We start from the raw sequence: 26,315 nt of genomic DNA on the forward strand, positions 1-26,315 counted from the left end.
AAAGGGAAGACGTGCCGAGGGTCACAGGCCATCCGGCCCCACCGCGGGAATGACCTCACGCGTCCCGCGGTTGTACGAGAAGTGAAAGTTGAGTCGACCTCACTCAAGTCAGATTGACACCACTGAGTCACAGGTGAAGACTTGAGCACAGTCCGCTCAATGCGCGAATCGTCAGAACCCGTAGAAAGGGAACACAGACCATGGCACGAGCAGTAGGAATCGACCTCGGCACCACCAACTCGGTCGTCTCCGTCCTCGAGGGCGGCGAGCCGAACGTGATCGCCAACGCCGAGGGCGCACGCACCACCCCGTCGGTGGTCGCCTTCAACAAGGACGGCGACGTGCTGGTCGGCGAGATCGCACGCCGCCAGGCGGTCAACAACCCGGACCGCACCATCTCCTCAGTGAAGCGCCACATGGGCACCGACTGGAAGAAGGAGATCGGGGAGAAGACCTACACCCCGCAGGAGATCTCCGCCCGCACGCTGATGAAGCTCAAGCACGACGCCGAGGCCTACCTGGGCGAAGACGTCGACGAGGCCGTCATCACCGTGCCCGCCTACTTCAACGACGCCGAGCGTCAGTCCACCAAGGAGGCCGGTGAGATCGCCGGTCTGAAGGTCTCCCGCATCGTGAACGAGCCGACTGCGGCCGCGCTGGCCTACGGCCTGGACCGCGGCAAGGAGGACGAGCTCATCCTCGTCTTCGACCTCGGCGGCGGCACCTTCGACGTCTCCCTGCTGGAGGTCGGCAAGGACGAGGACGGCTTCTCCACCATCCAGGTCCGCTCCACCGCCGGCGACAACCGCCTCGGCGGCGACGACTGGGACCAGCGCATCATCGACTGGCTGGTCGAGCAGGTGAAGTCCAAGGACGGTGTGGACCTCTCCAAGGACAAGATCGCCGTGCCGCGTCTGAAGGACGCCGCCGAGCAGGCCAAGAAGGAGCTGTCCTCGGCGACGTCGACGGACATCAACCTGCAGTACGCCGCGATGACTGAGAACGGCCCGGTCCACGTCAACGAGACGCTGTCCCGCGCCAAGTTCCAGGACCTGACCTCCGACCTGCTCGAGCGGACCAAGAAGCCGTTCGAGGACGTCATCCGTGAGGCCGGGGTGAAGGTCGAGGAGATCGACCACGTCATCCTCGTCGGCGGTTCGACCCGTATGCCGGCCGTGGCCGACCTGGTCAAGGAGATGTCGGGCAAGGACCCGAACAAGGGTGTGAACCCGGACGAGGTCGTCGCCGTCGGCGCCGCTCTGCAGGCCGGTGTGCTGGCCGGTGAGCGCAAGGACGTGCTGCTGATCGACGTCACCCCGCTGTCCCTGGGCATCGAGACCAAGGGCGGTGTGATGACCAAGCTGATCGAGCGCAACACCGCGATCCCGACCAAGCGCTCCGAGGTGTTCTCCACCGCGGAGGACAACCAGCCCTCGGTGGCGGTGCAGGTCTTCCAGGGTGAGCGTGAGTTCACCCGGGACAACAAGGCGCTGGGCACCTTCGAGCTGACCGGCATCGCGCCGGCTCCGCGCGGCATGCCGCAGATCGAGGTCACCTTCGACATCGACGCCAACGGCATCGTCCACGTCTCCGCGAAGGACAAGGGCACCGGCACCGAGCAGTCGATGACCATCACCGGCGGCACCTCACTGGAGCAGGAGGACATCGACCGGATGGTCGCCGACGCCGAGGCCCACGCGGAGGAGGACAAGAAGCGCCGCGAGGCCGCTGAGAAGCGCAACGCGGCCGAGTCCACCGCCTACTCGGTGGACAAGCTCCTCAAGGACAACGAGGACAAGCTGCCCGAGGACGTCAAGAACGAGGTCCAGGCCGACGTCGACGAGCTGAAGAAGGCTCTCGACGGCCAGGACAACGACGACGAGGTCAACGCCGCGTTCGAGAAGCTGCAGGCCTCCCAGGGCAAGCTGGGCGAGGCGCTGTACGCGCAGTCGGCCGAGGGTGCTGAGGGTGCCCCGGGCGCTGAGGGCGGCGAGGCCTCCGGCGACGACGAGGACATCGTGGACGCCGAGGTCGTCGACGAGGACTCCGACGACGAGAAGAAGTGAGGAATCCCTGATGGCTGATGAGAACCGGAATCCCGAGTCCCGTCCCGGCGACGAGGGTTCTGGGGCCCACGACCCCGTCAAGGACCCGCTGACGCAGACGGAGGAGATCTTCGAGGGTCTCCCCGTCGAGGACGAGGACGACTCCGAGCTGGGTGACCCGTTCTCCGCCGAGTCCGCCGCCGGCACCGAGCCCGGTGCCGGCGCGGGCGCCGGGGAGGACGGTCCGATGGACGAGGTCTCCGGCGCGGAGTCGGAGCTCGAGGCCGAGATCGTCGAGCCCGGCTCCGAGGCCGACGCTGCGGCTGGTGCCGCGGCCGGCGAGGAGCGGTCCACCTCGGATCTGGAGGCCGAGCTGCAGTCGGATCTGCAGCGCGTCCAGGCGGAGTACGTCAACTACCGGCGGCGCGTGGAGCGTGACCGGTCGGTGGAGCGTGAGCGGACGGTCGGCCAGGTGCTGACCGCCCTGCTGCCGGTCCTCGACGACGTCTACGCCGCCCGGCAGGCCGGTGACCTGGCCGACGGGCCGTTCGCCGCGATCGCGAACAAGCTGGAGAAGGTGCTCGGCGAGCACGGCCTCGAGGTGATCGACGAGGTCGGAGCGGTCTTCGACCCGAACGTCCACGAGGCGATCATCCAGCAGCCGCACCCGGAGGTGGAGGCCGACCACGTCGCCGCCGTCCTGCGGGCGGGCTACCGCCAGAACGACCGCGTCCTGCGTGCCGCGCAGGTCATGGTCTCCACCGGTCCGGCCGAGTGAGCCTCGGGCCCCGGTCGGGGACCCGCGGACACCGCTGAGCCGGTGACACGGCGTCGGGCCGGTCGATCCTCCTGAGGGCAGGATCGGCCGGCCCGACCCGCATCACAGACTTCTATGACACTTTCCATCACCCCGACCGGCAGGTCAGACTCTTCAGCAGAAGGAAGGGAGGCGCCGTGGCCTCACAGGATTGGTTGAACAAGGACTTCTACGCGATCCTCGGCGTCTCGAAGGACGCCGATCAGGCGGAGATCAAGAAGGCCTACCGCAAGCTGGCCCGCAAGTATCACCCGGACACGAACTCCGGCGATGAGAAGGCCGAGAAGCGGTTCAAGGACGTGGGGGAGGCCTACACGGTGCTCTCCGACGCCGAGCAGCGGGAGCAGTACGACGCGATCCGGGCCATGGGTTCGGGCGCGAGGTTCTCCGGCGCGCCGGCGGGCGGCGGCGGAGGTGCCGCCGGGTTCGAGGACCTCTTCGGGGGGCTGTTCAACACCGGTGGCGGCGGTTACACGCGCACTCGGCGCGGCACGCCTCCGGGCACGGCGGGCGGCGCCGGCGGCTTCCCGGCCGGCTTCGAGGACATCTTCGGGAACATGGGGGGCGGCGGATTCGGCGGTCGCTTCGGCGGCGGCGCCCCGGCCAAGGGTGCGGACCGGTCCGCGGAGACGACGATCTCCTTCGCCGGGTCGATCAGCGGCACCCAGGTGGGGCTGCGTGAGCCCGACGGCCACGTCATCGACGTGAAGGTGCCCGCCGGGATCCGCGACGGCCAGAAGGTCCGGGTCAAGGGCAAGGGGCAGTCGAGCCCCGGCGGCGACGGCGACCTGATGGTGACGGTGAAGGTCACCCCGCACAGGTTCTTCGAGCGCGACGGCGACGACATCCGCGTCCACCTTCCGGTGAGCTTCGACGAGGCGGTGCTCGGGGCGACGGTCTCTGTGCCGACGGTGCACGGGGAGCAGAAGCGGATCAAGGTCCCGGCCGGGTCCTCGACGGGCAAGGTCCTGCGTCTGAAGGAGCAGGGAGTTCGACGGAAGAACAGGACGCCGGGGGACATGCTGGTCGTGCTGGACGTCCAGGTGCCCGCAGAACTGAGCGATGAGGCCCGTGAGGCGGTGGAGGCCTACGCGGCGGCGACCGCCGGTCAGGATCCGCGCGACGGGCTGGAGCAGAGGGCGAGGCTCTGATGACTCCGCGGCGCAGGATCCCGGACCCGGACGACCCGCGGCTGCGGGAGCCGGGGCAGCGGCATGCGCCGCTGTTCGTGATCTCGGTGGCCGCTCAGCTGGCGGAGATGCACCCGCAGACGCTGCGCCAGTACGACAGGATCGGGCTGGTGATCCCGAAGCGGCAGGGCGGACGGCATCGTCGGTACTCTCCGCACGACGTGGAGCAGCTGCGGGAGATCCAGCGCCTGTCCCAGGAGGGGGTCTCGCTGGAGGGGATCCGGCGGATCATCGAGCTGGAGAACCGTGTGGAGGAGCTCTCCGGCACGGTGGATGCGCTGCGGTTCGAGCTGCGTGAGGCGCAGCGGCATTCCACGAAGCCGCGCTTCTTCGCGGTCGGTCCGTACGGGGAGGCCGAGCCGGTGGACCGCGGACGCCGGCCCCGAGGGGCGAGCCGCTCGCTGACCCGGACCCAGACCCAGGCGCTGGTGGTCTGGGATGAGAGGTCGCGCCGCCGGTGAGAGGACCGAGCCTCAGCCCGCCGAGGCGTGTGACCACCCGAAACCTGACGTGACCCCTGCTTATTCGCAGGGGTCACGTCATTTTGCTTGGGTCAGCCGCGTCCGGGGTCGGCGGCGTGGCGCTGCATGAACAGCAGGACCGCCCCCAGGGCGAGGATCACTCCGAAGGTGATCGAAGTGTAGACGTCGCCGAGCACGAGGCTGAACGCGAGCCCCGCACCGCCCAGCGCGGCGGCGACCGCGGCGAGCAGCAGGCCGATCCTGCTGCCGAGGAACCGCCGGCCGCCTGGGGACCCGGCCGGAGTCACCGGTCCCGGGTCCGGTCGTTGAGGATGCCGGCGAGCAGGGCGGTCTGTGGGGCGATCCCGGAGATCAGGATGTGCTCGTGCACCGCGTGCGGGCCCTCGCCCACTGCGCCCAGGCCGTCGACCACGGGCAGGCCGAGGGCCGAGACGAAGTTCGCGTCGGAGGCGCCGCCCACGGCGGTGGGCTCCAGCTCCCGCCCCAGCTGACGGCCGATCTCCTTCACCCGGTCCAGCACGACCTCAGTCTCCGGGGTCGGGTTCATCGGCGGACGGTTGGCGTCGACGTCGACGTCCAGGGAGAGCCGCTCGTCGTCGGCGTGGGGTGCTGGCAGCCGCAGGCCTTCCAGCCCGGCCACCACACGGTCCTGTTCGGCGGGTTCGGTCACCCGCACGTCCACCAGGGCTTCGGCCGATCCGGCCACCACGTTGCGTCCGGTCCCGCCGTGGAAGGTCCCCACGGTCACGGTGGTCCCGTGCTCGGGGGAGGCGAGGTCGACGACGTCGCCGACCAGTGCGGCCAGGGCGTGCACCGCGCTGGCCCCCTTCTCCGGCTCCAGCCCGGCGTGGGCCTGCCGTCCGGTGACGCGCAGGTCGGCGAACACCATGCCCTTGCGTCGGTCCTTGGGGTTCCCGGCCGCGCTGGGCTCGGTGACCAGGGTCAGCGCGGACTCCTGAGCAGCGGCCTCGATGTGCGGGCGCCCTGCGACCGACCCGATCTCCTCATCGCCGGTGAGCAGCATCCGCACCGGCGGGTGTCCCACGCCGAGCTCCCGCAGGGCCTTGACCGCCCAGGCGGTCTGCACGATCCCGAACTTCATGTCCAGCACACCGGGTCCGGTGAGCCGGTCTCCGTCCACGGTCAGCGGCCAGGTCTGGATGGTCCCGGCGGGCCAGACGGTGTCGTAGTGGCAGACCACGAGCACGGGGTCACCGGCCGCGTCACCGGTGAGCTCGGCGCCGTCGTCGTCGCGGCCCTCCCAGCGCAGGTCGAGCACGTCGCCGTAGGTGCCGCCGTCGTGCCGGGTCTCCGCCGAGGGTTCTCCCAGCAGGTTCACCACCACTCGGCGGACCACCTCGAGCCCGGCGTCCAGCAGGGGCTTGTCCTGGCTGGGGGTCTCGGCGTGGACCAGGGTGCGCAGGTCCTCGATGAACTCGTCGCGGCGGGCTTCGATGTACTCGGCCACGGCGGTGGCGGGCGTGGTCGTCATGGGTCGGTGGTCACCTTCCGGTCGGGAGGGGTGGTCGGAGCGGTCACAGAGCTCGGTCCGGTTCGAATCGTTCCGGTTCGACGGCTCAGCGCACGGGCACGCCCGGGCCGAGCGGGATGCCCAAGGCGTACCACAGCATGAAGAACAGGAACCAGCCGACCAGCATGGCGATGGAGATGGGCAGGGTCATCGAGAGCAGGGTGCCGATGCCGGCACGCGGGTAGTACCGCTGGAGGTAGCCCAGCACCAGGGCGAAGTAGGGGCTCATCGGGGAGATGATGTTGGTGGGGGAGTCGCCCATGCGGAACAGCATCTGGGTGACCTCGGGGTCGATGCCCAGGATCATCAGCATCGGCACCAGGACCGGCGCCATCAGCGTCCACTGTGCCGAGCCCGAGGTGATGAAGAAGTTGAACCCCGCCACCAGAAGCACCACTCCGGCGAAGAGCACCACGACGGGCAGGTTGGCCTGCTCCAGGACGTCGGCGCCGTTGATGGCCAGCACTGAGCCGATGTTCGACCAGCTGAAGTAGGCGATGAACTGCGCGGCGGCGAAGAAGATCACGATGATCGGGGCGAGCTCCATGATCGAGCGTCCCATCATCTCCGGCACGTCCTGGAACTTCCGGATCGTGCCGGTGACCACCCCGTAGGCCACACCGACGACGAGGAACGCCAGGGCGATGGGCAGGGCGATGTCGGTCAGCAGCGGGGACTCCAGGGCGTCGCCGCCCTCGCCCTCCATCGGGGAGCCGGGGACCAGCAGCAGGGAGAAGTAGACGGCGAGGAAGCCCAGCAGCGCCAGGATGCTCCACCGCAGCCCGCGGACCTCCTCCTTGGAGTACTGCAGCAGCTCGGCGCCGTCGGTCGTGGCGTCCGGGTCCATGTCGCGTCCGGCGGTGAGCACTGCGGTGGCCGCGCCGCCTTCGGCGTCCTCGGCGGCGCGGAACCGGTCGCTGATCTTCACCAGCAGCAGCTCGGCCACGAGGGTGACGATGCCGGCGAGCACCACCGCGGAGGCCATGGAGAAGAAGTAGTTGGCGATGGGGGAGACGACGTACTCTTCGTCGATCAGCTGCGCACCGGCGGTGGAGATCCCGGCGAGCAGCGGGTCCGTGGCGGTGATGAGCAGGGAGGCGTTGTATCCGGCCGAGGCTGAGCCGAAGGCGACGATCGCTCCGAGCACCGCGGAGCGGCCGACGGCTTTGAACGCGGCGGCGGCCAGCGGGATGAGGATGACGTAGATGGCGTCGGAGGCGACCGAGCCGGTGACACCGGCCAGGGCGATGGTGAAGGTCAACCAGCGCTTGGAGACTCGGGCGACGACGACGCGGATCGCCGCACTGATGAGCCCGGAGCCCTCGGCCACGGCGACGCCGAGCATCACGGTGATGATCAGGCCGAGGGGCGGGAACTCGACGAAGTTCTGCACCGCGTCGGTGATCATCTGTTGGAACCCGTCGGGGGTCATCAGGGACTGGACGTCGATCTGCTCACCGTCGGCGGGGTTGACCGCACCGATGCCGAAGGCCTCGAGGATCGCCGAGAGCACGATGACGACGCCGGCGAGGATGACGAACAGCCAGAACGGGTGCGGCAGGTAGTTGCCGATCTTCTCGACCCACTGCAGGGAGCGGACCAGCCGTCCCTCCTTGGGGGCGACGTCGGTGTCCGAGCCGCGGTCCTTCTTCGGTTCGTCCTCAGAGTGGTGCGATGCCATGGTGCGCCCCCTCGGCGGTGTTCCGCTCACTGCGTGTACATGGTGCGGAATCGTTCAGTGCACGTTGGTTCGGCAAGTGTAGCGTGACGCAGATCATGCGGAAGGGGTCCTGACAGCCGAGCAGGCCCGGGGAGACTCAGCCCTCGCGGCGGAAGGTGAGGTCGAAGATGCGGCGCCCGGCCTCGTGGGCCTTGGCCTCGAAGTCGGTCAGCACGCGGCCGTCGAAGCGTGGGGCCCAGCCGCCGACCTCGTCGAGAGCCTCGTCCCAGTCGAGGGGGTCCTGCTTCTCGAGGCCCTGGTGGCGGACCGCGGTCAGTGGGGACTCCTCGCCGGAGCGCTCGCCGGCGTGGAGGTTGGTGAACCGCGCGTCGGCGGAGATGAGGTCGCGCATCTGTGCGGCGTAGCCGGACCAGTCGGTGGCCAGGCGCCACAGCCCACCCTCGGGGAGGAGACGGGCGACCCGGTCGATGAAGGGTTCCTGCACCAGGCGGCGCTTGTGGTGTTTGGTCTTGTGCCAGGGATCTGGGAAGAACACCCAGAGCTCGTCGACGGTGCCGCGGGGCATGAGCTTGTCGATCAGTTCGACGGCGTCCACGCAGGCGATGCGCACGTTGGTCAGGCCCTCGCGGCGCAGACGGGAGGCCAGCTGAGCCACGCCGGGCCGGTAGACCTCGACGGCGATGAAGTCGGTGTCCGGGTTCTGGTGGGCGGCGTGGACCACGGCCTCTCCGGAGCCGGTGCCGATCTCCAGGACGCGGTGGGCGCGGCGTCCGAATTCGGCATCCCAGTCGATGCGGAACCCGTCGGCGACTGCGGTGTCGCGCTCGCCGTGGGGGATGTCGAGCAGCTCGTGGCCCAGGGCGGCGTCCCAGGCGCGCTGACGGCGCGGGGGCAGGTTGTTGCTGCGCCGTACGAAGGACAGCGGGCGGCGCATGACGGGGCGCTTCTGCTCGTCCATCAGGACTTGTCCTCCGCCGGTTCGCCGGATGCGGCGATCACGTCCTTGACGGCGCTCTTGGGCAGCGCGTCGAAGTCCTCGGCGAGGCGGAGCAGGATCTCCGCGTAGACGTCGGGGGAGTAGTGGAAGGGCGCGAGTCCCCAAACACGGTCGGGGTCGGCGCGAACCTCGGGCACATTGATGACGTCGTTGAGCTCACGGGGGCTCACGGCGAGATTGCCGACGATCGCCGAGGTGTCCCGGGACACGCAGCTGCCGGAGACGGCGGCGCGCACGGGCGTGCGAGGTGCGGGATCCTGGGGGGTCACTCGTCTTCCTCCGGTGGTCAGGCGTCGGTACAGCCTACCTGGGAGGGGGAGTCCCGGTCCTGGCGGGGCCGGCACACGTCAGAGCGTCGTGTTCTCCAGGCTCTCCCAGTTCGTGTTGTCGGTGGAGAATTCGTATCCGGAGCCGGAGAACGACATGTATTCTCCGCCGGACTCACACCGGACGCCTTCTTCGCTCACGGTGCAGGCCACTCCGTCGATCTCCAAGACTTCGCCATACTCCAACACGGCGTCACCTGGAGGGAACGAGGTGTCGCTGAGCGGATAGAACTCTGCGCCCTGGGCGCTGAGGATCATGAACCACGGCGTGTTTGAGATCGGGAACTCGGCGTCGGCGTCGAAGTCGGCGTGGCAGCCGACCACCATCTGCTCCGGTCCGGTGATAGAGGTGACGGTGAACGTGCATCCGTGCCGCCCGGAAGGAGTCCGGAATCCCCAGGCGTCTACCCCGGGATTGGCGGTCACGTAGAACCTGTCAGGGTCGACACGATCACCGTCCACGGCGCCTTCGTCCTCCCCGTCGTTATCTTCGTCCTCATCCTCGGGGGACGGCTCCTCGTCGGACTCATCAGCGTCGTCTTCCGACTCTTCGTCCTCATCGTCAGACTCGTCGTCCGAGTCGCCAGTCTCGGAGTCGTCGGTCGTGGTCTCCTCGTCCTCCGGCTCCTCCGCCTCGTCTCCGGCGTCCGAATCGTCAGCAGAACCGGTGCCCTCCGAGTCCTCGTCCTCAGTGGACTCAGTCTGCGGATCTTCAGTGGCCGGACTCTCCTCTGAGGCATCTGCGCCCTCGTCCCCCGGCCCACAGGCCGTCAGCGTGAGCGCGACGCCGGCCGTCATCGCCATCCACCCAGACCTGCTGAGCATCGACACCATCAGTTCTCCGTCCCCTCGGTCACAGTGAGAATCTGTCGTCCCCCGGACGAACATCAGAGCGATGCTTCGTCGACTGCGAACTCAGACCCAACCCTCAGCTTTCCACACTTAGGGTGACTTTTCACCGGATTCTACGGTGGTGAGGAATGACGACGATGAGTCCCCGGAGATCGTTCGGAGAGAGTGATCATCCTCCAGTGACAGAAATGATTCAAGACGAAGTCCTTCGCTCTCCGGCGTATCAGTCTTACTTCGGATGCGTTCGAAATCGATACGTACAACATCCTGAGGTGGCACATCGAATCGGGTAGATCCGAACTCATGGGCAGATTTCGGAGGGGCGATGTCTCGTCGAAGATGACGAATGCAGTGGCGGACACTTCCAGCAGAGATTCGGAGTGGGGTGTCCCAGGATGGAGGTGGTGGAGAACGCTCGCAACCGAGTGGTCCCAGCATGCTCGCATCGTGCTCAGCCCGTCAGACCGATGGACTGAATCGCCGGCAGCGCCGGCTGTCGGGCGGAGAGAGATTTACGGTCGGCCAGCAGTGGGAGTGTGATGGGCTCGCCGTCGAGGTACGAGCAGCACCTGGACGGGGACATCATGAGCAGCAGGTGTCACCTTTACGATCTCCACCGCTGTGCTAGCCTGACGCCGTTCGAATCTGGGCCGTGTCGTCGAGGGTCGAGGGCGAACAGGAGCCCCGAGGCCAGTCCTGGAACGATTTCTTTCCATCGAATCCGGAAGTGGTGTGCTCATGACACCTCAGCGACCTGCGGCGAAGTCCGTCTGTGTGATCGGGCTCGGCTATATCGGACTGCCGACGGCGACGGTCCTTGCTCAGTCCGGAGCCACGGTGACGGGTGTCGACGTCAATGCTGTGACTGTGGACGCAGTCAATCGCGGCACGGTTCCCTTCGTCGAAGAAGGACTCGAAACAGCTGTGGCCGGAGTCGTGGCCCAAGGGCGATTGAAGGCTCAGGTCGAGGTGTCTCCGGCCGAAGCGTACGTCGTTGCGGTGCCGACTCCATTCACGGACGAACACCGTGCGGACCTGACCTATATCGAGTCGGCGGCGAGGAGCATCGCCCCACACCTCACCGGTGGTGAGCTGGTCATCCTTGAGTCCACTTCGCCGCCAGGAGCGACCGAGCGGATGGCGGAGGTCATCCTGGCCGAACGTGGCGATCTGACGGGCGAGGACGGACACCCCAACTCGGTGTACTTCGCTCACTGTCCTGAACGCGTGCTGCCCGGACGGATCATGATCGAACTTGTACAGAACGATCGCATCATCGGCGGAACGACGCGGGCGGCGGCCGAGATGGCACGAGACCTATACTCCCGATTCTGCCAGGGAGAACTGCTGCTCACTGAGGCGAAAACGGCTGAGATGGCGAAGCTGACGGAGAACGCCTTCCGCGACGTCAATATCGCCTTCGCCAACGAACTGTCACTCATCTCGGATCACTTGGGGATCGATGTCTGGGAACTCATCGAGCTGGCCAACCACCATCCGCGGGTGAACATCCTCAAACCGGGCCCCGGCGTGGGTGGGCACTGCATCGCCGTGGACCCGTGGTTCATCGTGTCGGCCGACGAGCAGAACTCCCGACTGATCTCCACAGCGCGAGAGGTCAACGATTCCAAGCCCCGGCATGTCGTGGAGCAGGTCATGGGTAAGGCGGAGCGCTTCCGGCAGCCGGTCATCGCAGCCTTGGGAATCGCGTTCAAGGCGAACATCGATGACCTCCGCGAGTCACCGTCGCGGAACATCGTGGCAGAGCTGGCCCAGAGGTTGTCCGACGGCAAGCTGCTCGTCGTGGAGCCGAACATAGATGAGCTCCCGCCAGACCTCGCGGTTCGGACGAACGTCGAACTGAGCTCGTTGTCCGATGGTCTTGAGCGCGCCGACATCGTCCTACTGCTAGTGGACCACGCCCCGTTCAACCACGTTGACCAGGACCTGCTCCGGGAGAAGGTCGTGCTGGACACTCGGGGCCTCTGGCGACAGGCCTGATCAGAAACCTGTACATCCAGGACGATCCGTCCGGGTCAGCAGCGGAGAACCACGCTCGACGTCGATGGCGGAACATCGCTCCTCTCCTGAGTGATTCAGCCGACGGTTGATCGCATCAGTCCTGGCCCGAACTCGCCGACGCACTCCGCGCACCGGGTGCCTCGGTAGGCGTCAGGTTGCTCCACTCGATCCTCAGCGGCCCTCGTCCCCGACGGACGACTCTCGGTCAGAGGCGTCATCGTCATCGGAGCTGACCGTCGAGGTCCGACCCGTCTCCGGGTCCCAGCCGTCGGCCCACGTGCCGGTCTCGAAGTCATAGCCCACCGGATTGCCGTCCTCATCGGTGCGGCGATACCACTCGGTGTACTCGGCCGCCGTGGAGTCGATCTCCTTGCCCGCACCCTCACCCGGGTTCGAGGGGACCACCTGCAGCTGCCAGTCGTCGCCGTACCGATCCACCCCGTCCAGCACCGCATTCGACAGCGCCTGACGCGCATAGCGGTGCCGCAGCGACAGCGGATCCGTGCCCAGCTCCTTCACGAAGCCCACCATCAGCACCAGCATGATCAGCGCGAACGGCAACGCCGTGACGATCACCAGATTCTGCAGACCCTGCAGCGCGGTCTCCCCACCGATCAGCAGCATGATCGTGGCCACGCCGGCCATCACCAGGCCCCAGAAGATCACGGTGAACTTCCGCGGATTCTGATCCCCGCGGCTGGAGAGGATCCCCATCACCACCGAGGCCGAGTCCGCCGAGGTGATGAAGAAGATCGCCAGCACCACGATCACCACGAACGGCAGCCACTCCACGTACGGCAGCTGCTCGATGATCGTGAACAGCACCTCCGGGGGAGCCATCTCATCGCTGAATCCGGGCAGCCCGTCCCGGTACATGAAGATCGAGGTCCCGCCCATGATCCCGTAGGCCACGAACAGCAGCGACGACGGGATCAGCGTGACCCCCAGCAGGAACTGCCGCAGCGTCCGACCCCGGGAGATGCGGGCGATGAACAGCCCCACGAACGGGGACCAGGAGATCCACCAGGCCCAGTAGAACACCGTCCACGCGGACTGGAACTCCAGGGTGTCCTCACCCCAGGAGGCCGAACGGCCCATCAGGTCGAAGAACGACCCCATGTACTCCATCAGCGCCGAGGGCAGCAGGTTCAGCAGGAAAAGGGTCGGACCCAGGAAGAACACCAGGGCGACGATGCCCACCGTCAGCACGATGTTGATGCTGGACAGGTACCGGATTCCGCGGGCCACGCCCGAGACCGCCGAGAGGATGAACCCGCAGGTCAGCACCGTGATGATGCCGACGGTGATCACCTGGGTGACCTCGATGTCGGTCACCACCGTGACGCCCTGGCCGATCTGCAGCGCCGCGATGCCCAGGGCGGCGGCGGTGCCGAACAGGGTCGCCACGATGGCGAACATGTCCACCAGCTTGCCGGCCAGGCCCTCCGAATGCCGCTTGCCGAACAGGGTCTCGAAGATCGATGACATCAGGAACACCCGGCCGCGCCGATACGCCGCATAGGCCACGGCGCCGCCCACCAGTGCGTACATCGCCCAGGCGTGGAAGCCCCAGTGGTAGTAGGTCTGCGCCATCGAGGTGTGGATCGCCTCCACCGTCTCCGCATCCACCGTGTTCGGCGGAGGAGTGTGGAAGTAGGTCAGCGGCTCCGAGGGACCGAAGAACAGGACGCCGATGCCGATGCCGGCGGCGAAGAGCATCGCCACCCAGGAGAACGTCGAATACTCCGGGTCCTCGTCGTCGCGGCCCAGGCGGATGCGTCCGAACGGGGACACCGCGATCACCAGCACGAAGGTCAGCACCACGATCGCCAGGATGTTGAACAGCCAGCCGGCGTTCTCCATCGTCCAGTCGAACGCGGCCGAGGTGATCTGCTCCACCGACCCCAGGCTCACCGCGCCCCAGACGATGAACGCGATGGTCAGCGTGCCGCCGAGGATGAAGACGAACGAGTCCAGGCCGTAGCGACGACGCTGCTCATCGATGCTGATGCCCGGCACCAGGGCCGGGTGGATGTCATGGGGATAGTCCTTGCGCGGACGCCGGTAGGGGCTGATCCGCTCCAGCGCGGCGCCGGCCCGACGCACCCTCTTCCGACCGGTCCCCGACCCGCTGCGACGCGGCTGATCATCGTCCATGACAGTGCTCTCCCTCTGTGCTGCTGTGCCTCGACCTCAGTCCTACGAGTGGACGCCGAGGTCGACGCGGCGCCGCCGACGCCGACCCGGCTATGCACATCGTAGGGCACAGGTCACACGAGGGGAGCTGCTGAGGGACTACCGGCGGATCTCGTGCACACCAGAGAGGAACTCGTGGAGGATCGGACCGTTCGTCGTCGAACCGAAGTCTCCCTCCTCGACGAAGATCGCCACCGCCAGATCACCCTGGAACGCGACCACCCATGTGTGGGAATACATGTCGTCACCGGTGCCGACCTCCGCGGTGCCGGTCTTCGCGAACACATGCTCGCCCGGGATCGAATCCATCCCGTCCAGGGTGCCCTCGTCGACCGTTCCCTCCAGCAGCTCGGTCAGGGCCTCGGCCTCCTCGGCGGTGAGACCGGAGTCGGCGTCGTCGCCGTTCTCGTCGGCGTCGTCCTCGGCGTCCTCCTCGTCCGGGACGACCAGGTGCGGGCGCACCGTCTCACCGGCCGCCACCGAGGCCATCACCGTGGCCATCCCCAGCGGAGACGCCTGCACCACGCCCTGGCCGAGCATGTCCGCGGCCAGCAGGTTGTCCTGCGAGTCCGGGGGCACCGAGCCCATCTGCACCGGCAGGCCGAAGTCCTCGTTCGCCGTGATCCCCAGATCCTGGGCCGCCCGGTTCAGCTGCTCGGCGTCCACGTCCGACGCATTGTCCGCGAACACGGTGTTGCAGGAGTCCGCCACCGCCGTGCGGAACGGGATCGACCCCACCGAGCTGCCCGGATACCCCGGCACATTGTTGAACTGCTGCCCATGGATCACCGTCGAGGTCGGGCACTGCACCGTGGACCCCGGCTCCACGCCGTCACGCAGCATCGTCAGCGCCGTGACCACCTTGAACGTCGACCCCGGTGCGTAGAGGTGCTGCAGCCCCGACCCCACATAGCCCTGACCCGCCGCGGCGACCAGGCCGCCGTCAGAGGGCCGGACCGCCACGATCGACGACTCCTCGCCGATCCCGTCCACCACGTCCTGGGCCAGCTGCTGGATCTGCGGATCCAGACTGGTCCGCACATCCTCACCGTCGACCGCCTCCGACTCATACACGGTGTCCCCGGCCATGGTGATGCGCATCCCCGGCTCCCCGCCGAGCACCTCCTCCTGGGAGGCCTGCACCCCCGACTGGCCGATCAGCCCCGCCGGATCCAGATCCGGGTCCTCCTCCAGGTCCTCCGCCGTCACCGGGCCCACCGTCCCGATCAGCGAGGGGGCCAGATCCTCATCCGTGGGCAGCGACATCGACTGCTCACGAGCCACCGCGCCCGGGATCTCCTCCACCTCCGCGGCGGTGATCTCATCCGAATCCGCCCGATGCACGGTGGCCTCCACGAACGCATCATCACCGTGGCCGACCACCTGATCGGCGAAGACCACCGGGTCGATGTCCACCAGCTCCGCCAACGCAGTGGCCGCCTGACGCTGCTGGTCCTCCGTGGCGCCGCCGTCGCCGTCGCCCTCGACCGACTCGTCCTCGACCTGCAGATCGGACAGGATGCGGGTCTTGTCGATCCCGATGCTGTACACCGTGCTGTCCGAGACCAGGGCCCGGTCGTTGCCGTCCAGGATCTTGCCGCGCTCCGGGGCGACCGCCGAGACCGACGGGGTCTGATCCCCGGTGAAGTCCTCGTGGATCGAGGTCGTCTCCGGCTCCACCAGCCAGGACTCCTCGTCCTCCGAGTAGGTCAGCTGAGCCTCGGTGTCGTACTCCCAGGTCTCGCCCTCCGCGCCGACCTCGTCCAAGGCCCAGGCGTGGTGGAGGGACACCGCGGCCGTGGGCGGGCGGACCGAATCCTCCTCCGGCTCGGTGACCTCCACCTCCGAGACCGTGACCTCCGGGCGCACCTCGCCGAACGCCTCACCGAAGTCCTCGACTCCCGAGGAGAGGGACTCCAGGTCGCCTTCGGTCGCGTCGAGCTCCTCGAAGTCCCCGCTGCTCAGCGCCTCGGCCAGACGCTCCGCCGTCGGCTCCGGATCCGGACGCTCCTCCGCGCACCCCGAGAGCAGCAGCGCGACCCCCAGGCCCAGGGCGCCGACGCCGATCAGACGGGCGGACGGGCGGGCTGATCGGTGCGCCGGCGGGTGTGCCGACGGTCGTGCTGAGGAGCGGACGGGCTGCGGGGGAGCGGTCATCATGCCTCAGATCGGCTCGGAGGGACCGGGGTCTCGGGGGTGGTGGTCTCAGGGGCTGTGGTCTCCGGGCCGGCGAAGCTGCGGCGCGCGGTGAGCAGCAGCACCAGCAGAATCGCGGCCGGCACCAGCCAGCCCGACCACCCCTGCAAGGTGGCCTGACGGACGTCGAGGGTGTCGCCCATCGCGGCAAACCAGGTCGGCAGGATCGCCGCCGAGGTGATCATCGACTGCGCGAACGCCGCCGGCCAGATCGACCCCGACCGCATCCGCAGCCAGGCCAGCAGCCCGCCGATCACCACGCAGTAGCCGACCATCAGAGCCCCGGCCACGAACACCGGAGTGTTCTGATAGTAGAAGCCCACCGCCAGCAGCGGGGCGAACCACAGCCCGTTGAGCACACCGGTGATCAGCACCGCCGGCACCGCACCCCAGCGCAGGTGCAGCCGCGGGAACAGATAACCGCGCCAGCCGATCTCCTGCCCCGCGTGGACGAACACGTTGACCACCGCCCAGCCGATGATCAGCAGGAACTCCACCGCCAGCCCCGTGGTCAGGAACTCCGCGGCGTCATGCCCGAGCCGACGCTCCAGATCCTGCAGGAAGATCGGCATGGACGCATCCAGCGGGAAGACGCCCAACGCCGCACCCACCGGGATCGCCGCCGCCGAGAGCCCGAGGAACAGCAGCAGCGCCAGCACGCTCCACCCGAACAGTCGGCCCAGCGGACGCAGCGGGGTGATGCCCAGGGCGTCGGTGATCGTCTGCGGGCGCAGGGCACGCCCCGCGGCGCCGCCGTCGTCGCGTCGACCGATGTGGCCGTACAGGACCGACGCCGGCTGACGGCGCTCGAAGAGGTAGATGATGACCGCCGCCACCGCGGGGGTGAGGATGAACAGGTTGTAGACCGTGCCGGTGAGTTCGGTGGTTCGCTGCTGGGGATCCTCGAAGAGCGCGCGGGCGGCGACCGCCCAGCCCAGGGCCAGGGTCAGCAGGGCGAAGCTGCCGAGCAGCACCAGCGGTGTGCGCGGGGTGGCCGGACTCGTGCGGAGCCGGACGGGCTTCTCGGCGGTGGTCTGCGGCATGTGCGGGCTCGGTGCTCCTCACCGTCACGGCCGAACACGGCCGGTCAGCTCAGGGATCGGGGACAGAGCCCGATGATACTCGCCGCAGCTGACCGCCCCCTCATGATCGAGTCCCCTGTTTCAGGCACAGTTTCGGGTGTTTTCGGCCCGACACGCTGCAGGAATCTGGGACTCGATGGGAGGGGGGAGGGGAGGGTGGGGAGCTCAGGCCTCGTCGGGCAGGTGGCGGGCGACGAAGAACAGCCGACGGAACGGCAGGATCGTGCCCAGCCGGTTCGGCGGATACGCCTCCGCCAGGGCGGCCTTGTACTCGGCGACGAACCGCTCACGCAGCGGATCCGGAAGCGCCTCCAGCACCGGACGGGCCGCGGTCGAGGAGATCCAGGTGAACACCGGGTCCTCGCCGGTGAGGATGTGGTGGTAGCGGGTCTCCCAGGCGTCCACCGTCCACCCGTCCCGGGCGACGTCGAGCATGTAGTCCTGCAGCTGCGACGTGGGCTGCAGCAGCGAGTCCGGGTCGATGTGGTCGGAGTACGGCGCCGAGGTCGCGAACTCCGCCAGCAGCCTGTGGCTCGGGGCGTCGAAGTTCCCCGGCACCTGCACCGCCAGCGCCCCGCCCGGGGCGACCTGATCCATGATCTGCGGCAGCAGCGCGCGGTGCTCGGGCAGCCACTGCAGCGCCGCATTCGAGACTACCAGATCCGCCGGTTCACCCAGCCGGAAGTCCCGGATGTCCGAGCGGAGATAGCTCACCGACGCGTCGTCCGCAGTGGACTGGGCGGCACGCTCGAGCATCTCCGCGCTGGAGTCCACGCCCACGATCGAGGCCTCCGGCCACAGCGCGCGCAGCACCGGCATCCCCGTGCCCGGTCCGCAGCCCAGGTCCACGATGCGCCGGGTCTCCGGCACGCCCGCGCGGTGGAGCAGGTCGATGAACGGCTGGAGGCGCTCACCTGCGAACGTCAGGTATCGGGCGGGGTTCCAGTGGGTGCTGCCGACGCCGCGTGCCGAGGGGGCGGCGGGGTCCGAGGAGGCGGGCATGCTCTCAGTGTATGGAGGCCGCGGCGTCCGGCGGCAGGGGCGGACGCAAATGGACACAGGCGCAGGTCGGGACGGTCCGGGAGACTGACCGTCGACACAGTGATGAGAACGGTTTGCAATAAAGAGTGAGCGTGTTGATAATCATTCTCATGAAGAACTCGACGATGATCATCACACAGACCACCGCCGCCCTGGCCCTGATGGCGCTGCTCGGCGCCTGCAGCACTGACGACGGGGGAGCCGAGGCGGCTGAGGGTAACACTGCCGAGGACTCTGCGGAGGAGACTGGTAAGCAGTCGGCGGATGAGCCTTCGGATGACTCCGTGGAGCCGTCCGAGCGGGAGACCTCCGAGGCCGGCGGACCCACGCCCCGCCTCGCGGTGACCTACGACGGCGGCGTCCAGGTGCTGGAGGGCGCCACGCTCGAGGAGCTCGCCGACTTCCCCGCCGACGGGTTCCTGCGGCTTAACCCCGCCGGCGACGGTCGTCACCTCTTCCTCACCGAGGGGGAGGGCTTCCGACTCCTCGACGCCGGGACCTGGGGTGAGCCGCACGGCGACCACAGCCACTCCTACACCACCGACCCGCTGCTCACCGACATCACCGTCGACGGGGACACCCCTGGGCATGTGGTCTCCCACGAGGGCACCGGCACCCTCTTCTTCGACGGCTCCGGTGAGATCCGCACCTACGACCTCGACAGCCTCGACGCCGAGACAGAGATCGACGCTGAGGAGGCCTCCGTCCCCGACGCCCACCACGGAGTCGCCGTCACCCTGGCCGACGGCTCTCGGCTCGAGACCATCGGCGACGGAGACGACCGCAGCGGCGCCCGCGTCGTCGACGCCGACGGCGAGGAGATCGCGGCCTCCGAGGACTGCCCCGGAGTCCACGGGGAGACCGCCATGGACGACGGCACCCTCGCGCTCGGCTGCGAGGACGGCGCCCTGCTCTACTCCGACGGCGAGTTCACCAAGGTCGCGGCCGAGGACAGCGTCGAGACCTCAGACGGCTATGCGCGCACCGGGAACCTGTTCCCGGCCGAAGGATCCACTGTGCTGCTCGGCGACCGGAACCTCGACCCGGACGGGGAGGAGCCGATGACCGAGATCGCGCTCCTCGACGCCGAGACCCAGGAGTTCACCGGCGTCGACGTCGGCGCGGCCTACAACTTCCGATCCCTGGCCCGCGGCCCGGAGGGCGAAGCACTGGTGCTCGCCGAGGACGGAGTGCTGCACGCCTACGACGAGTCCGGCGAGGACGCCTGGGAGCTGGAGATCATGGACCCCTGGACCGAGCCGGAGGAGTGGCAGGAGCCGCGCCCGGCGATCACCGTCGACGGCGACCTGGCCTACATCACCGACCCGGAGTCCCAGGAGGTGCACCTGGTCGACCTCACCGAGCGGAAGATCATCAACTCCGCCGAGCTCGACGTGGTCCCCAACGAGATCGCGATCGCCGACGGCCGCGTACCGAAGGGTGCGGACGAGGACCACGAAGGTCACGATCACGAGGAGCATAACCATGAGGATCACGACCACTGAGGTCCGCGTCTAGGCCCGGCCGTCGTCCTCCCCGAGGGCGGCGGCCACCTGCGCGGTGGCCTGCACCAGCGCCTCGCCGCAGCGGGCCAGCCGCTGGTCGTCGATGCGGTAGGTGGGCACCAGGGTGCTCATCGCCGCGACCACCCGGTCTCCCACGGCGATGGGGGCGCTGATCGCCGTGACGTCGTCCTCGATCGTGTTCTCCAGCGCCACATAGCCCGACTCCGGAGTCTCCCCGCGCATCACCGCGCCGGCGGCGGACTCCGACTGGGGGATCGTCCGCCCCACCCAGTTGGTGTGCCGGACCGAATGGGTCCCCTCCAGGATCGAGACATACAGCACCGAGTCCCGGGGCCCCGGGACCGAGAGGTACACCGACTCACCCGTCGCGTCCACCACATCCTGCATGGGCGTCTCGCTCAGGGAGACCAGCATCTGCCGGGTGAACGCCTGGGCACCCAGCTGGATCAGCCGCGGCCCGGCCCGGTAGCCGTTGTCCGGATCACGGGTCAGGAAGTCCGAGGACTCCAGGGTGCGCATCAGCCGCAGCGCGGTGCTCGCCGGCAGCTCCGAGTCCCGCGCCGCTTCGGCCAAGGTCGCGCTCCCGCGGTCGCACACCGAGGCCAGCAGGGCCAGGGCGCGGTCCACCGTCCGGGTCGAGGACTCCGTCATCACGCCACCTCGCTTGCCGGGGCGCCGGCGCCGAGGGCCACGCGGACGGACTCGTCGATCAGTCGGGCCGCAGTCTTCGCCGTGCGGGACTCGACGTCCAGCGACGGATTCAGCTCGACCACGTCGAGCAGCGCCAGCTTCCCCGTGCCCGCGGCCGCGGCGACTGCGGCCAGCACGATCGGCGCCGAGACCCCGAGCGCGGCGGGGGCGGAGACCCCGGGTGCGACGGCGGCGGGCAGCACATCCAAGTCCACCGTCAGATAGAGCACGTCCAGGTCGGCGGCGAACTCCTCGACGACCTGCCGCACGCCGGCGGCCCCGGCCTGCTCACAGTCCACGTCGGTCATCCACCGGACCCCGCGGCTGCGGGCTGTGTCGAAGAGGATCCCCGTGTTGGAGGGCTCAGCGATGCCCAGCACCAGGTACTCGAGCTCGGCGCCGCGGGCGGACTCGGCCTCGGCCATCTGCAGGAACGGGGTCCCCGAGGTGGGGCGCGGCTCGCGGCGCAGATCGAAGTGGGCGTCCAGATTCAGCACGCCCCAGCGCGGGCGGGTGCCGTCGGCGCGCGGGGACATCAGCTCGGAGTCCACGAGCCCCCGGTAGGACGGCCAGGCGGTCTCATGCCCGCCGCCGAGCACCACGGTCAGCCGGCAACCCTCGGCGTCCAGAGCTCTGGTGACGGCCGCCGCGGCCTCATCCTGCCCGGACTCGAGGTCCTCGCCGGCCGTGGTCACATCGCCGCGGTCGAGGATGCCGATCTCACCCGCCGCCGGTGCGCCGTGCAGCGCCATCGGCGCCAGGGCCCGGCGCAGCGCCTCCGGGCCCTCCGCCGCGCCCGGGCGGCCACCGTTGCGGCGCACACCCTCGTCGGAGCGGAAGCCCAGCAGGGCGACGTGGTCGGTGGCCTCGGCCGCGCTCCGGGGGTCGTAGGCGGTGTCGGGGAGCTCCGCGAGCACCTGCACGACCTCGTGCCATCGGGCGTGGGGGGCGCCGTCGCCGTCGTGACGACCGGTCCACGACGTCACGTCGTGAGGTGGGGCCGACATAGGGGTCTCCTGTGACCTGTCGAAGGGGCGAGCGGTGATCCGAATCTATCACCTCCCAGGGTTGCGGATGACGTCGATCACAGTTTCAATAGGTAGCAGTCATATTTTATTGAATGGAAGACCGATCGCCTCGTAGAGGTCAAGAGAAGGGCGCCGTCATGACGCAGAGCTTCACCCAGCACGACCCGTCGCGTGAGATCCGCGCACCGCGCGGCACCGAGCTGACCGCCAAGAGCTGGCAGACCGAGGCCCCGCTGCGCATGCTCATGAACAACCTCGACCCCGAGGTCGCCGAGCGCCCCGAAGACCTCGTCGTCTACGGCGGCACCGGACGGGCCGCCCGCAGCTGGGAGGCCTACGACGCCATCGTCGAGACCCTGAAGGACCTCGACGACGACGAGACCCTCCTCGTCCAGTCCGGCAAGCCCGTCGGCGTCGTGCGCACCAACCGCTGGGCGCCGCGGGTGCTCATCGCCAACTCCAACCTCGTCGGCGACTGGGCCACCTGGCCCGAGTTCCGGAAGCTCGAGGCCGAAGGTCTGATGATGTACGGCCAGATGACCGCAGGCTCCTGGATCTACATCGCCACCCAGGGCATCCTCCAGGGCACCTACGAGACCTTCGCCGCCGTCGGCCGCAGGCGCTTCGGCGGCACCCTGGCCGGCACGCTCACCCTGACCGGCGGCTGCGGAGGCATGGGAGGCGCCCAGCCGCTTGCCGTTACCCTCAACGGAGGAGCGGTGCTCGTCGTCGACGTCTCCGAGGAGCGGCTGAAGCGGCGACGCTCCAAGCGGTACCTCGACGAGGTGGAGACCGACCTCGACGCCGCGCTGGCCAAGGTCACCGCCGCGAAGTCCGAGCGTCGGGCGCTCTCCGTCGGGCTCGTGGGCAACGCGGCCGACGTGTTCGCCGAGGTGCTGCGCCGACACCGGGAGGGAGAGATCGAGGTCGACGTCGTCACCGACCAGACCTCCGCCCACGACCCGCTGTCCTACCTGCCGAGCGAATACACCGTCGACGAATGGGACCGGGAGGCCAAGGCCGACCCCGAGGGCTTCACCAAGAAGGCCCAGGAGTCCATGGCCCGCCAGGTCCAGGCCATGGTCGAGTTCCAGGACGCCGGAGCCGAGGTCTTCGACTACGGCAACTCCATCCGCGATGAGGCCCGCACCGCCGGGTACGCCCGCGCCTTCGAGTTCCCCGGCTTCGTGCCCGCCTACATCCGCCCCCTGTTCTGCGAAGGGCTCGGACCGTTCCGGTGGGTCGCGCTCTCCGGCGACCCGGAGGACATCCGGGTCACCGACCAGGCCATCAAGGAGCTCTTCCCCGAGAACGAGCATCTGCACACCTGGATCGACGCCGCCGGCGAGTATGTCGAGTTCGAAGGGCTGCCGGCACGGATCTGCTGGCTCGGGTACGGCGAACGCCACCGGGCCGGACTCCTGTTCAACCAACTCGTCGCCGAAGGGAAGGTCTCCGCGCCGATCGCCATCGGACGCGACCACCTCGACTCCGGATCCGTGGCCTCCCCCTACCGAGAGACCGAGGCCATGCTCGACGGCTCCGACGCCGTCGCCGACTGGCCGCTGCTCAACGCCCTGACCGCCACCTCCTCGGGGGCGACCTGGGTGTCCGTCCACCACGGGGGAGGGGTCGGCATCGGCCGCTCCATCCACGCCGGACAGGTGGGCCTGGCCGACGGCACCGAGCTCGCCGCCGCGAAGCTCGAGGCGCTGCTCACCAACGACCCCGCCATGGGCGTGTTCCGCCACGTCGACGCCGGATACGACCGCGCCGCCGACATCGCCCACGAGCGCGGAGTGCGCGTGCCGATGCACGAGCAGGACTGACCGGCGCTGTCCCGGTTCCTGAAGGAGTCAACATGAGTACACGATCGACACACGGGTCATCAGAGGCGCCCAACGGCACCCATGCCGGAAGTGCCAGGCCCAAGGGCGTCTGGCGGTTCTTCCTCTACTCGGCGATCGGGATCGTGGTGTTCTTCGTCCCGATGACCATCGGGGGAGACACCACGGTCCCCCTCGACCACATCGTCAGCGGGTTCCGCGAACTCCTCGGCGGCGCAGCCCCTTACCTGATCCTTGCGATCATCCTCGGTGGCGCGATCTATCCCTTCGCCACCGGACGATGGCGGGTCAGCCAGACCAAGACGGTGTTCGCGCTGCTGAACGTCGTCGGGCTCGCCGCCGCGACCATGATGGTCTTCGACGTCGGACCGGGCTTCCTGTTCGACGAGCAGCTCGGTCCCTTCCTGTTCAACAGTCTGGTCATCCCGGTCGGGCTGATCGTTCCCATCGGGGCGATCTTCCTGGCGCTGCTCATCGGATACGGGCTCATGGAGTTCATCGGAGTAGTCGTCCGACCCCTGATGCGACCCGTGTGGCGAACCCCGGGCCGATCCGCGGTGGACGCTGTGGCGTCGTTCGTCGGCAGCTACGCCCTCGGCCTCCTGATCACCGATCGGCTGTACCGCGGCGGAACGTACACAGGTCGGGAAGCTGCGATCATCGCCACCGGATTCTCCACCGTCTCGGTCACCTTCATGGTCATCGTCGCCCGGACCCTGGACCTGATGCACCTGTGGCTCTGGTACTTCTTCCTCGCTCTGTTCGTCACCTTCGCCGTGACTGCGCTGACGGCTCGGCTGCCACCTCTGAGCACCATCCCGAACGAGACCTACCCGGAGGCTGAGCCGGACCCGGAGACTCCGATCACCGGAGGTCGGCTGCGCACCGCATGGTCCGACGCCATGGAACAGCTCGCCCACGCCCCGTCACTTCCGCGGAACCTGTGGATCAACCTCCGTGACGGAGTCGTCATGGTGTCGCAGATCCTCCCGTCCATCATGTCGGTGGGTCTGATCGCCCTCATCATCGAGAAGTTCACGCCGGTGTTCGAATGGGTCGGTTACCTGTTCTACCCCTTCGTGTGGCTCCTCAGGCTGCCTGAACCCGATCTGGCGTCGACGGCGGCCGCAGTGGGCATCGCCGAGATGTTCCTGCCCGCCACTCTGGTAGCGGGAGCCGAGTCAGAGCTGCTCCGCCTGGTGATCGCCGTGGTCTGTGTCTCCGCTATCATCTTCTTCTCGGCAGTGGTTCCGGCGATCATGGCGACCGAGATTCCGCTGAAGGTCTGGCACCTGGTGGTCATCTGGGCACAGAGGGTGGTGCTCACCCTGGTCCTCACCGTTCCGCTGGCCCACCTGGTCCTGTACCTGGCCTGACCACCCGCCGCCGACGAGGGAGATCACCATGGACGCGCTGCTGAACCCGGTGCTGCTCTCCGTGCTGGTGCTGTGCGTCCTGGCGCTGAGCGGGGTGCACGTGCTGCTCGCGCTGCTCATCGCCGCCGTCGTCGCCGGACTGCTCGCCGGGCTCGGGCCCGCCGACATCTTCACCACCCTGGTCGACGGACTCGGCGGGCAGGGGGAGACCGCCCTGAGCTACCTGCTGCTGGGCGTCCTCGCGGTGATGGTCGCCCGCTCCGGACTCACCGGCAAGCTCGTGCGCACCGTGATGCCGCTGATCCGCGGTCGACGCGGCGCCGTGCTCTTCGCCCTGGCCGGGCTCGCCTGCTTCTCGCAGAACCTCGTGCCCGTGCACATCGCATTCATCCCCATCCTCATCCCGCCGCTGCTCACCGCCTTCGACAGGATGCGCATCGACCGACGAGCCGTCGCCTGCGCGCTCACCTTCGGGCTCAAGGCCCCCTACCTGATCGTGCCGCTCGGGTTCGGACTCATCTTCCAGGGCATCGTCGCCGAAGAGATGAGCTCCCACGGCATGGATCTCTCCCTCGGCGCGATCCCCGCCGCCATGGCCATCCCGACCGCCGGGATGCTCGTCGGACTGGTCGTCGCCGTGCTGGTGAGCTACCGCCGCAGTCGGGAGTACGCCGAGGTGGAGACCCGGTTCAGCATCGAGTCCAGCGAGCCGGCAGGCGACGACGAGACGTCAGGCGACGCCGAGCCCCACGGAGGATGGACCTGGCAGCACGTCGTCGTGCTCATCGCGCTCGCCGTCACCCTGGTGCTGCAGCTGGTCTTCAGCTCCCTGGTCATCGCCGGTCTCGGCGGCGTGCTCACCATCTTCCTGCTCCGCGGCGAGCGGTGGCGCCGCGGCGACGAGGCCGTCACCGGCGGTGTGGCCATGATGGGCACCATCGCGTTCATCATGCTCATCGCCTCCGGCTACGCCGCCGTGCTCCGCGAGACCGGCGCCGTCGAGGACCTCGTCTCCGCCGCCGGCGGCATCATCGGCGACAGCCACCTCGTCGGCGCGCTGATGATGATGACCGTCGGACTGATCGTCACCATGGGCATCGGCACCTCCTTCGGCACCATCCCCGTGCTCGCGGCGATCTTCGTGCCCCTGGCCGCCACCCTCGGCTTCTCCCCGCTGGCCACCGCCGCCCTGATCGGCGCGGCCGGCGCCATCGGCGACGCCGGCTCCCCGGCCTCCGACTCCACCCTCGGCCCCACCTCCGGACTCAACGTCGACGGCCAGCACGACCACATCTGGGACACCTGCGTCCCCACCTTCCTGCACTACAACATCCCGCTGTTCATCGGCGGAGTCGTCGCCGCCCTGGTGCTCTGACCCGCACCCCGCCAC

The 26,315-nt window shown here is 68.5% G+C and carries 21 protein-coding genes; 9 read left to right on the forward strand and 12 right to left on the reverse strand.

From position 1 onward, the window contains the following. Positions 1-200 precede the first annotated feature (200 nt). The 4 genes from dnaK to N7E59_RS09250 all read left to right on the forward strand — a co-directional run bounded on the left by dnaK (position 201) and on the right by N7E59_RS09250 (position 4,513). Positions 201-2,066 (forward strand): molecular chaperone DnaK, encoded by a 1,866-nt coding sequence (gene dnaK / locus N7E59_RS09235; RefSeq protein WP_261624644.1) that lies wholly within the window; start codon positions 201-203, stop codon positions 2,064-2,066. A gap of 10 nt (positions 2,067-2,076) precedes the next feature. Beyond that, the gene (locus N7E59_RS09240) at positions 2,077-2,823 is read left to right on the forward strand and encodes a nucleotide exchange factor GrpE (RefSeq protein ID WP_315943010.1); all 747 of its coding nucleotides are present in this window, start codon (positions 2,077-2,079) and stop codon (positions 2,821-2,823) included. Positions 2,824-2,999: 176 nt separating this feature from the next. Beyond that, positions 3,000-4,013: a DnaJ C-terminal domain-containing protein gene (locus tag N7E59_RS09245; RefSeq protein ID WP_261624645.1), complete on the forward strand. Its 1,014-nt coding sequence runs from the start codon at positions 3,000-3,002 to the stop codon at positions 4,011-4,013. Beyond that, the gene (locus tag N7E59_RS09250; protein WP_261624646.1) at positions 4,013-4,513 is read left to right on the forward strand and encodes a heat shock protein transcriptional repressor HspR; all 501 of its coding nucleotides are present in this window, start codon (positions 4,013-4,015) and stop codon (positions 4,511-4,513) included. Before N7E59_RS09245 ends, N7E59_RS09250 begins: the two co-directional genes overlap by 1 nt. A gap of 92 nt (positions 4,514-4,605) precedes the next feature. On the opposite strand, the gene N7E59_RS09255 is transcribed toward N7E59_RS09250, so the two are convergent. The 6 genes from N7E59_RS09255 to N7E59_RS09280 form a co-directional block, all read right to left on the reverse strand. Then, positions 4,606-4,821: a hypothetical protein gene (locus tag N7E59_RS09255; protein ID WP_261624647.1), complete on the reverse strand. Its 216-nt coding sequence runs from the start codon at positions 4,819-4,821 to the stop codon at positions 4,606-4,608. Continuing rightward, the gene (locus tag N7E59_RS09260) at positions 4,818-6,026 is read right to left on the reverse strand and encodes a M20 family metallopeptidase (protein WP_261624648.1); all 1,209 of its coding nucleotides are present in this window, start codon (positions 6,024-6,026) and stop codon (positions 4,818-4,820) included. Before N7E59_RS09260 ends, N7E59_RS09255 begins: the two co-directional genes overlap by 4 nt. 85 nt (positions 6,027-6,111) lie before the next feature. Further along, the gene (locus N7E59_RS09265; RefSeq protein WP_261624649.1) at positions 6,112-7,746 is read right to left on the reverse strand and encodes an AbgT family transporter; all 1,635 of its coding nucleotides are present in this window, start codon (positions 7,744-7,746) and stop codon (positions 6,112-6,114) included. A 136-nt stretch (positions 7,747-7,882) separates the two neighbouring features. Next, on the reverse strand, positions 7,883-8,704 hold the full coding sequence (gene trmB / locus N7E59_RS09270) for a tRNA (guanosine(46)-N7)-methyltransferase TrmB (protein ID WP_261624650.1): 822 nt from the start codon (positions 8,702-8,704) through the stop codon (positions 7,883-7,885). Then, on the reverse strand, positions 8,704-9,012 hold the full coding sequence (locus N7E59_RS09275; protein WP_261624651.1) for a hypothetical protein: 309 nt from the start codon (positions 9,010-9,012) through the stop codon (positions 8,704-8,706). Before N7E59_RS09275 ends, trmB begins: the two co-directional genes overlap by 1 nt. 78 nt (positions 9,013-9,090) lie before the next feature. After that, on the reverse strand, positions 9,091-9,903 hold the full coding sequence (locus tag N7E59_RS09280; RefSeq protein WP_261624652.1) for a hypothetical protein: 813 nt from the start codon (positions 9,901-9,903) through the stop codon (positions 9,091-9,093). 756 nt (positions 9,904-10,659) lie between these two features. Here N7E59_RS09280 and wecC point away from each other — a divergent pair. Then, positions 10,660-11,922, forward strand: coding sequence for a UDP-N-acetyl-D-mannosamine dehydrogenase (gene wecC / locus N7E59_RS09285; protein WP_261624653.1), 1,263 nt, complete (start codon positions 10,660-10,662; stop codon positions 11,920-11,922). 192 nt (positions 11,923-12,114) lie between these two features. Here the strand turns inward: wecC and N7E59_RS09290 are convergent, their stop codons facing one another. The 4 genes from N7E59_RS09290 to N7E59_RS09305 all read right to left on the reverse strand — a co-directional run bounded on the left by N7E59_RS09290 (position 12,115) and on the right by N7E59_RS09305 (position 18,419). Further along, positions 12,115-14,100 carry a BCCT family transporter gene (locus N7E59_RS09290; RefSeq protein ID WP_261624654.1) on the reverse strand — a complete coding sequence of 662 codons (1,986 nt, stop codon included), beginning with the start codon at positions 14,098-14,100 and terminating at the stop codon, positions 12,115-12,117. A 138-nt stretch (positions 14,101-14,238) separates the two neighbouring features. Next, on the reverse strand, positions 14,239-16,299 hold the full coding sequence (locus N7E59_RS09295; protein ID WP_261624655.1) for a penicillin-binding transpeptidase domain-containing protein: 2,061 nt from the start codon (positions 16,297-16,299) through the stop codon (positions 14,239-14,241). Further along, a complete protein-coding gene (locus N7E59_RS09300) occupies positions 16,296-17,378 on the reverse strand; it encodes a CPBP family intramembrane glutamic endopeptidase (RefSeq protein WP_261624656.1) in 1,083 nt (360 codons plus the stop codon). The genes N7E59_RS09295 and N7E59_RS09300 overlap by 4 nt, the downstream gene beginning before the upstream one ends. A 204-nt stretch (positions 17,379-17,582) precedes the next feature. Then, entirely contained in the window at positions 17,583-18,419 is an 837-nt protein-coding gene (locus N7E59_RS09305; protein ID WP_261624657.1) for a methyltransferase domain-containing protein, read from the reverse strand. A gap of 149 nt (positions 18,420-18,568) precedes the next feature. Here N7E59_RS09305 and N7E59_RS09310 point away from each other — a divergent pair, with 149 nt between their 5' ends. Continuing rightward, positions 18,569-19,963, forward strand: coding sequence for a hypothetical protein (locus N7E59_RS09310; RefSeq protein WP_261624658.1), 1,395 nt, complete (start codon positions 18,569-18,571; stop codon positions 19,961-19,963). 9 nt (positions 19,964-19,972) lie between these two features. Here N7E59_RS09310 and N7E59_RS09315 read toward each other — a convergent pair whose 3' ends face one another. Both N7E59_RS09315 and hutG read right to left on the reverse strand, forming a co-directional pair. Beyond that, a complete protein-coding gene (locus N7E59_RS09315; protein ID WP_261624659.1) occupies positions 19,973-20,635 on the reverse strand; it encodes an IclR family transcriptional regulator in 663 nt (220 codons plus the stop codon). Next, complete coding sequence (gene hutG, locus N7E59_RS09320; protein ID WP_261624660.1) at positions 20,635-21,681, reverse strand: formimidoylglutamase; 1,047 nt, start codon at positions 21,679-21,681, stop codon at positions 20,635-20,637. The genes N7E59_RS09315 and hutG overlap by 1 nt, the downstream gene beginning before the upstream one ends. A gap of 158 nt (positions 21,682-21,839) precedes the next feature. Here hutG and N7E59_RS09325 point away from each other — a divergent pair, with 158 nt between their 5' ends. From N7E59_RS09325 to N7E59_RS09335, 3 genes are read left to right on the forward strand one after another with little or no spacing between them, the layout of a single operon-like run. After that, the gene (locus N7E59_RS09325; RefSeq protein WP_261624661.1) at positions 21,840-23,531 is read left to right on the forward strand and encodes a urocanate hydratase; all 1,692 of its coding nucleotides are present in this window, start codon (positions 21,840-21,842) and stop codon (positions 23,529-23,531) included. Between the two features lie 32 nt (positions 23,532-23,563). Then, entirely contained in the window at positions 23,564-24,925 is a 1,362-nt protein-coding gene (locus N7E59_RS09330; RefSeq protein WP_261624662.1) for a YjiH family protein, read from the forward strand. Between the two features lie 28 nt (positions 24,926-24,953). Next, a complete protein-coding gene (locus tag N7E59_RS09335) occupies positions 24,954-26,300 on the forward strand; it encodes a Na+/H+ antiporter NhaC family protein (RefSeq protein ID WP_261624663.1) in 1,347 nt (448 codons plus the stop codon). Positions 26,301-26,315 lie beyond the last annotated feature (15 nt).

Source organism: Nesterenkonia marinintestina (genome assembly GCF_025420485.1).
Classification (GTDB): Bacteria; Actinomycetota; Actinomycetes; order Actinomycetales; family Micrococcaceae; genus Nesterenkonia; species Nesterenkonia marinintestina.

Bases quoted from the DNA above. Each gene is read 5' to 3' on its own strand.
- N7E59_RS09280 (WP_261624652.1), bottom strand. From the start codon at position 9,903: ATGGTGTCGATGCTCAGCAGGTCTGGGTGGATGGCGATGACGGCCGGC.
- N7E59_RS09310 (WP_261624658.1), top strand. From the start codon at position 18,569: ATGAAGAACTCGACGATGATCATCACACAGACCACCGCCGCCCTGGCC.
- N7E59_RS09265 (WP_261624649.1), bottom strand. From the start codon at position 7,746: ATGGCATCGCACCACTCTGAGGACGAACCGAAGAAGGACCGCGGCTCG.
- N7E59_RS09300 (WP_261624656.1), bottom strand. From the start codon at position 17,378: ATGCCGCAGACCACCGCCGAGAAGCCCGTCCGGCTCCGCACGAGTCCG.
- N7E59_RS09250 (WP_261624646.1), top strand. From the start codon at position 4,013: ATGACTCCGCGGCGCAGGATCCCGGACCCGGACGACCCGCGGCTGCGG.
- N7E59_RS09305 (WP_261624657.1), bottom strand. From the start codon at position 18,419: ATGCCCGCCTCCTCGGACCCCGCCGCCCCCTCGGCACGCGGCGTCGGC.
- N7E59_RS09240 (WP_315943010.1), top strand. From the start codon at position 2,077: ATGGCTGATGAGAACCGGAATCCCGAGTCCCGTCCCGGCGACGAGGGT.
- hutG (WP_261624660.1), bottom strand. From the start codon at position 21,681: ATGTCGGCCCCACCTCACGACGTGACGTCGTGGACCGGTCGTCACGAC.
- N7E59_RS09330 (WP_261624662.1), top strand. From the start codon at position 23,564: ATGAGTACACGATCGACACACGGGTCATCAGAGGCGCCCAACGGCACC.
- N7E59_RS09325 (WP_261624661.1), top strand. From the start codon at position 21,840: ATGACGCAGAGCTTCACCCAGCACGACCCGTCGCGTGAGATCCGCGCA.
- dnaK (WP_261624644.1), top strand. From the start codon at position 201: ATGGCACGAGCAGTAGGAATCGACCTCGGCACCACCAACTCGGTCGTC.
- N7E59_RS09260 (WP_261624648.1), bottom strand. From the start codon at position 6,026: ATGACGACCACGCCCGCCACCGCCGTGGCCGAGTACATCGAAGCCCGC.
- N7E59_RS09295 (WP_261624655.1), bottom strand. From the start codon at position 16,299: ATGATGACCGCTCCCCCGCAGCCCGTCCGCTCCTCAGCACGACCGTCG.
- N7E59_RS09335 (WP_261624663.1), top strand. From the start codon at position 24,954: ATGGACGCGCTGCTGAACCCGGTGCTGCTCTCCGTGCTGGTGCTGTGC.
- trmB (WP_261624650.1), bottom strand. From the start codon at position 8,704: ATGGACGAGCAGAAGCGCCCCGTCATGCGCCGCCCGCTGTCCTTCGTA.
- wecC (WP_261624653.1), top strand. From the start codon at position 10,660: ATGACACCTCAGCGACCTGCGGCGAAGTCCGTCTGTGTGATCGGGCTC.
- N7E59_RS09315 (WP_261624659.1), bottom strand. From the start codon at position 20,635: ATGACGGAGTCCTCGACCCGGACGGTGGACCGCGCCCTGGCCCTGCTG.
- N7E59_RS09290 (WP_261624654.1), bottom strand. From the start codon at position 14,100: ATGGACGATGATCAGCCGCGTCGCAGCGGGTCGGGGACCGGTCGGAAG.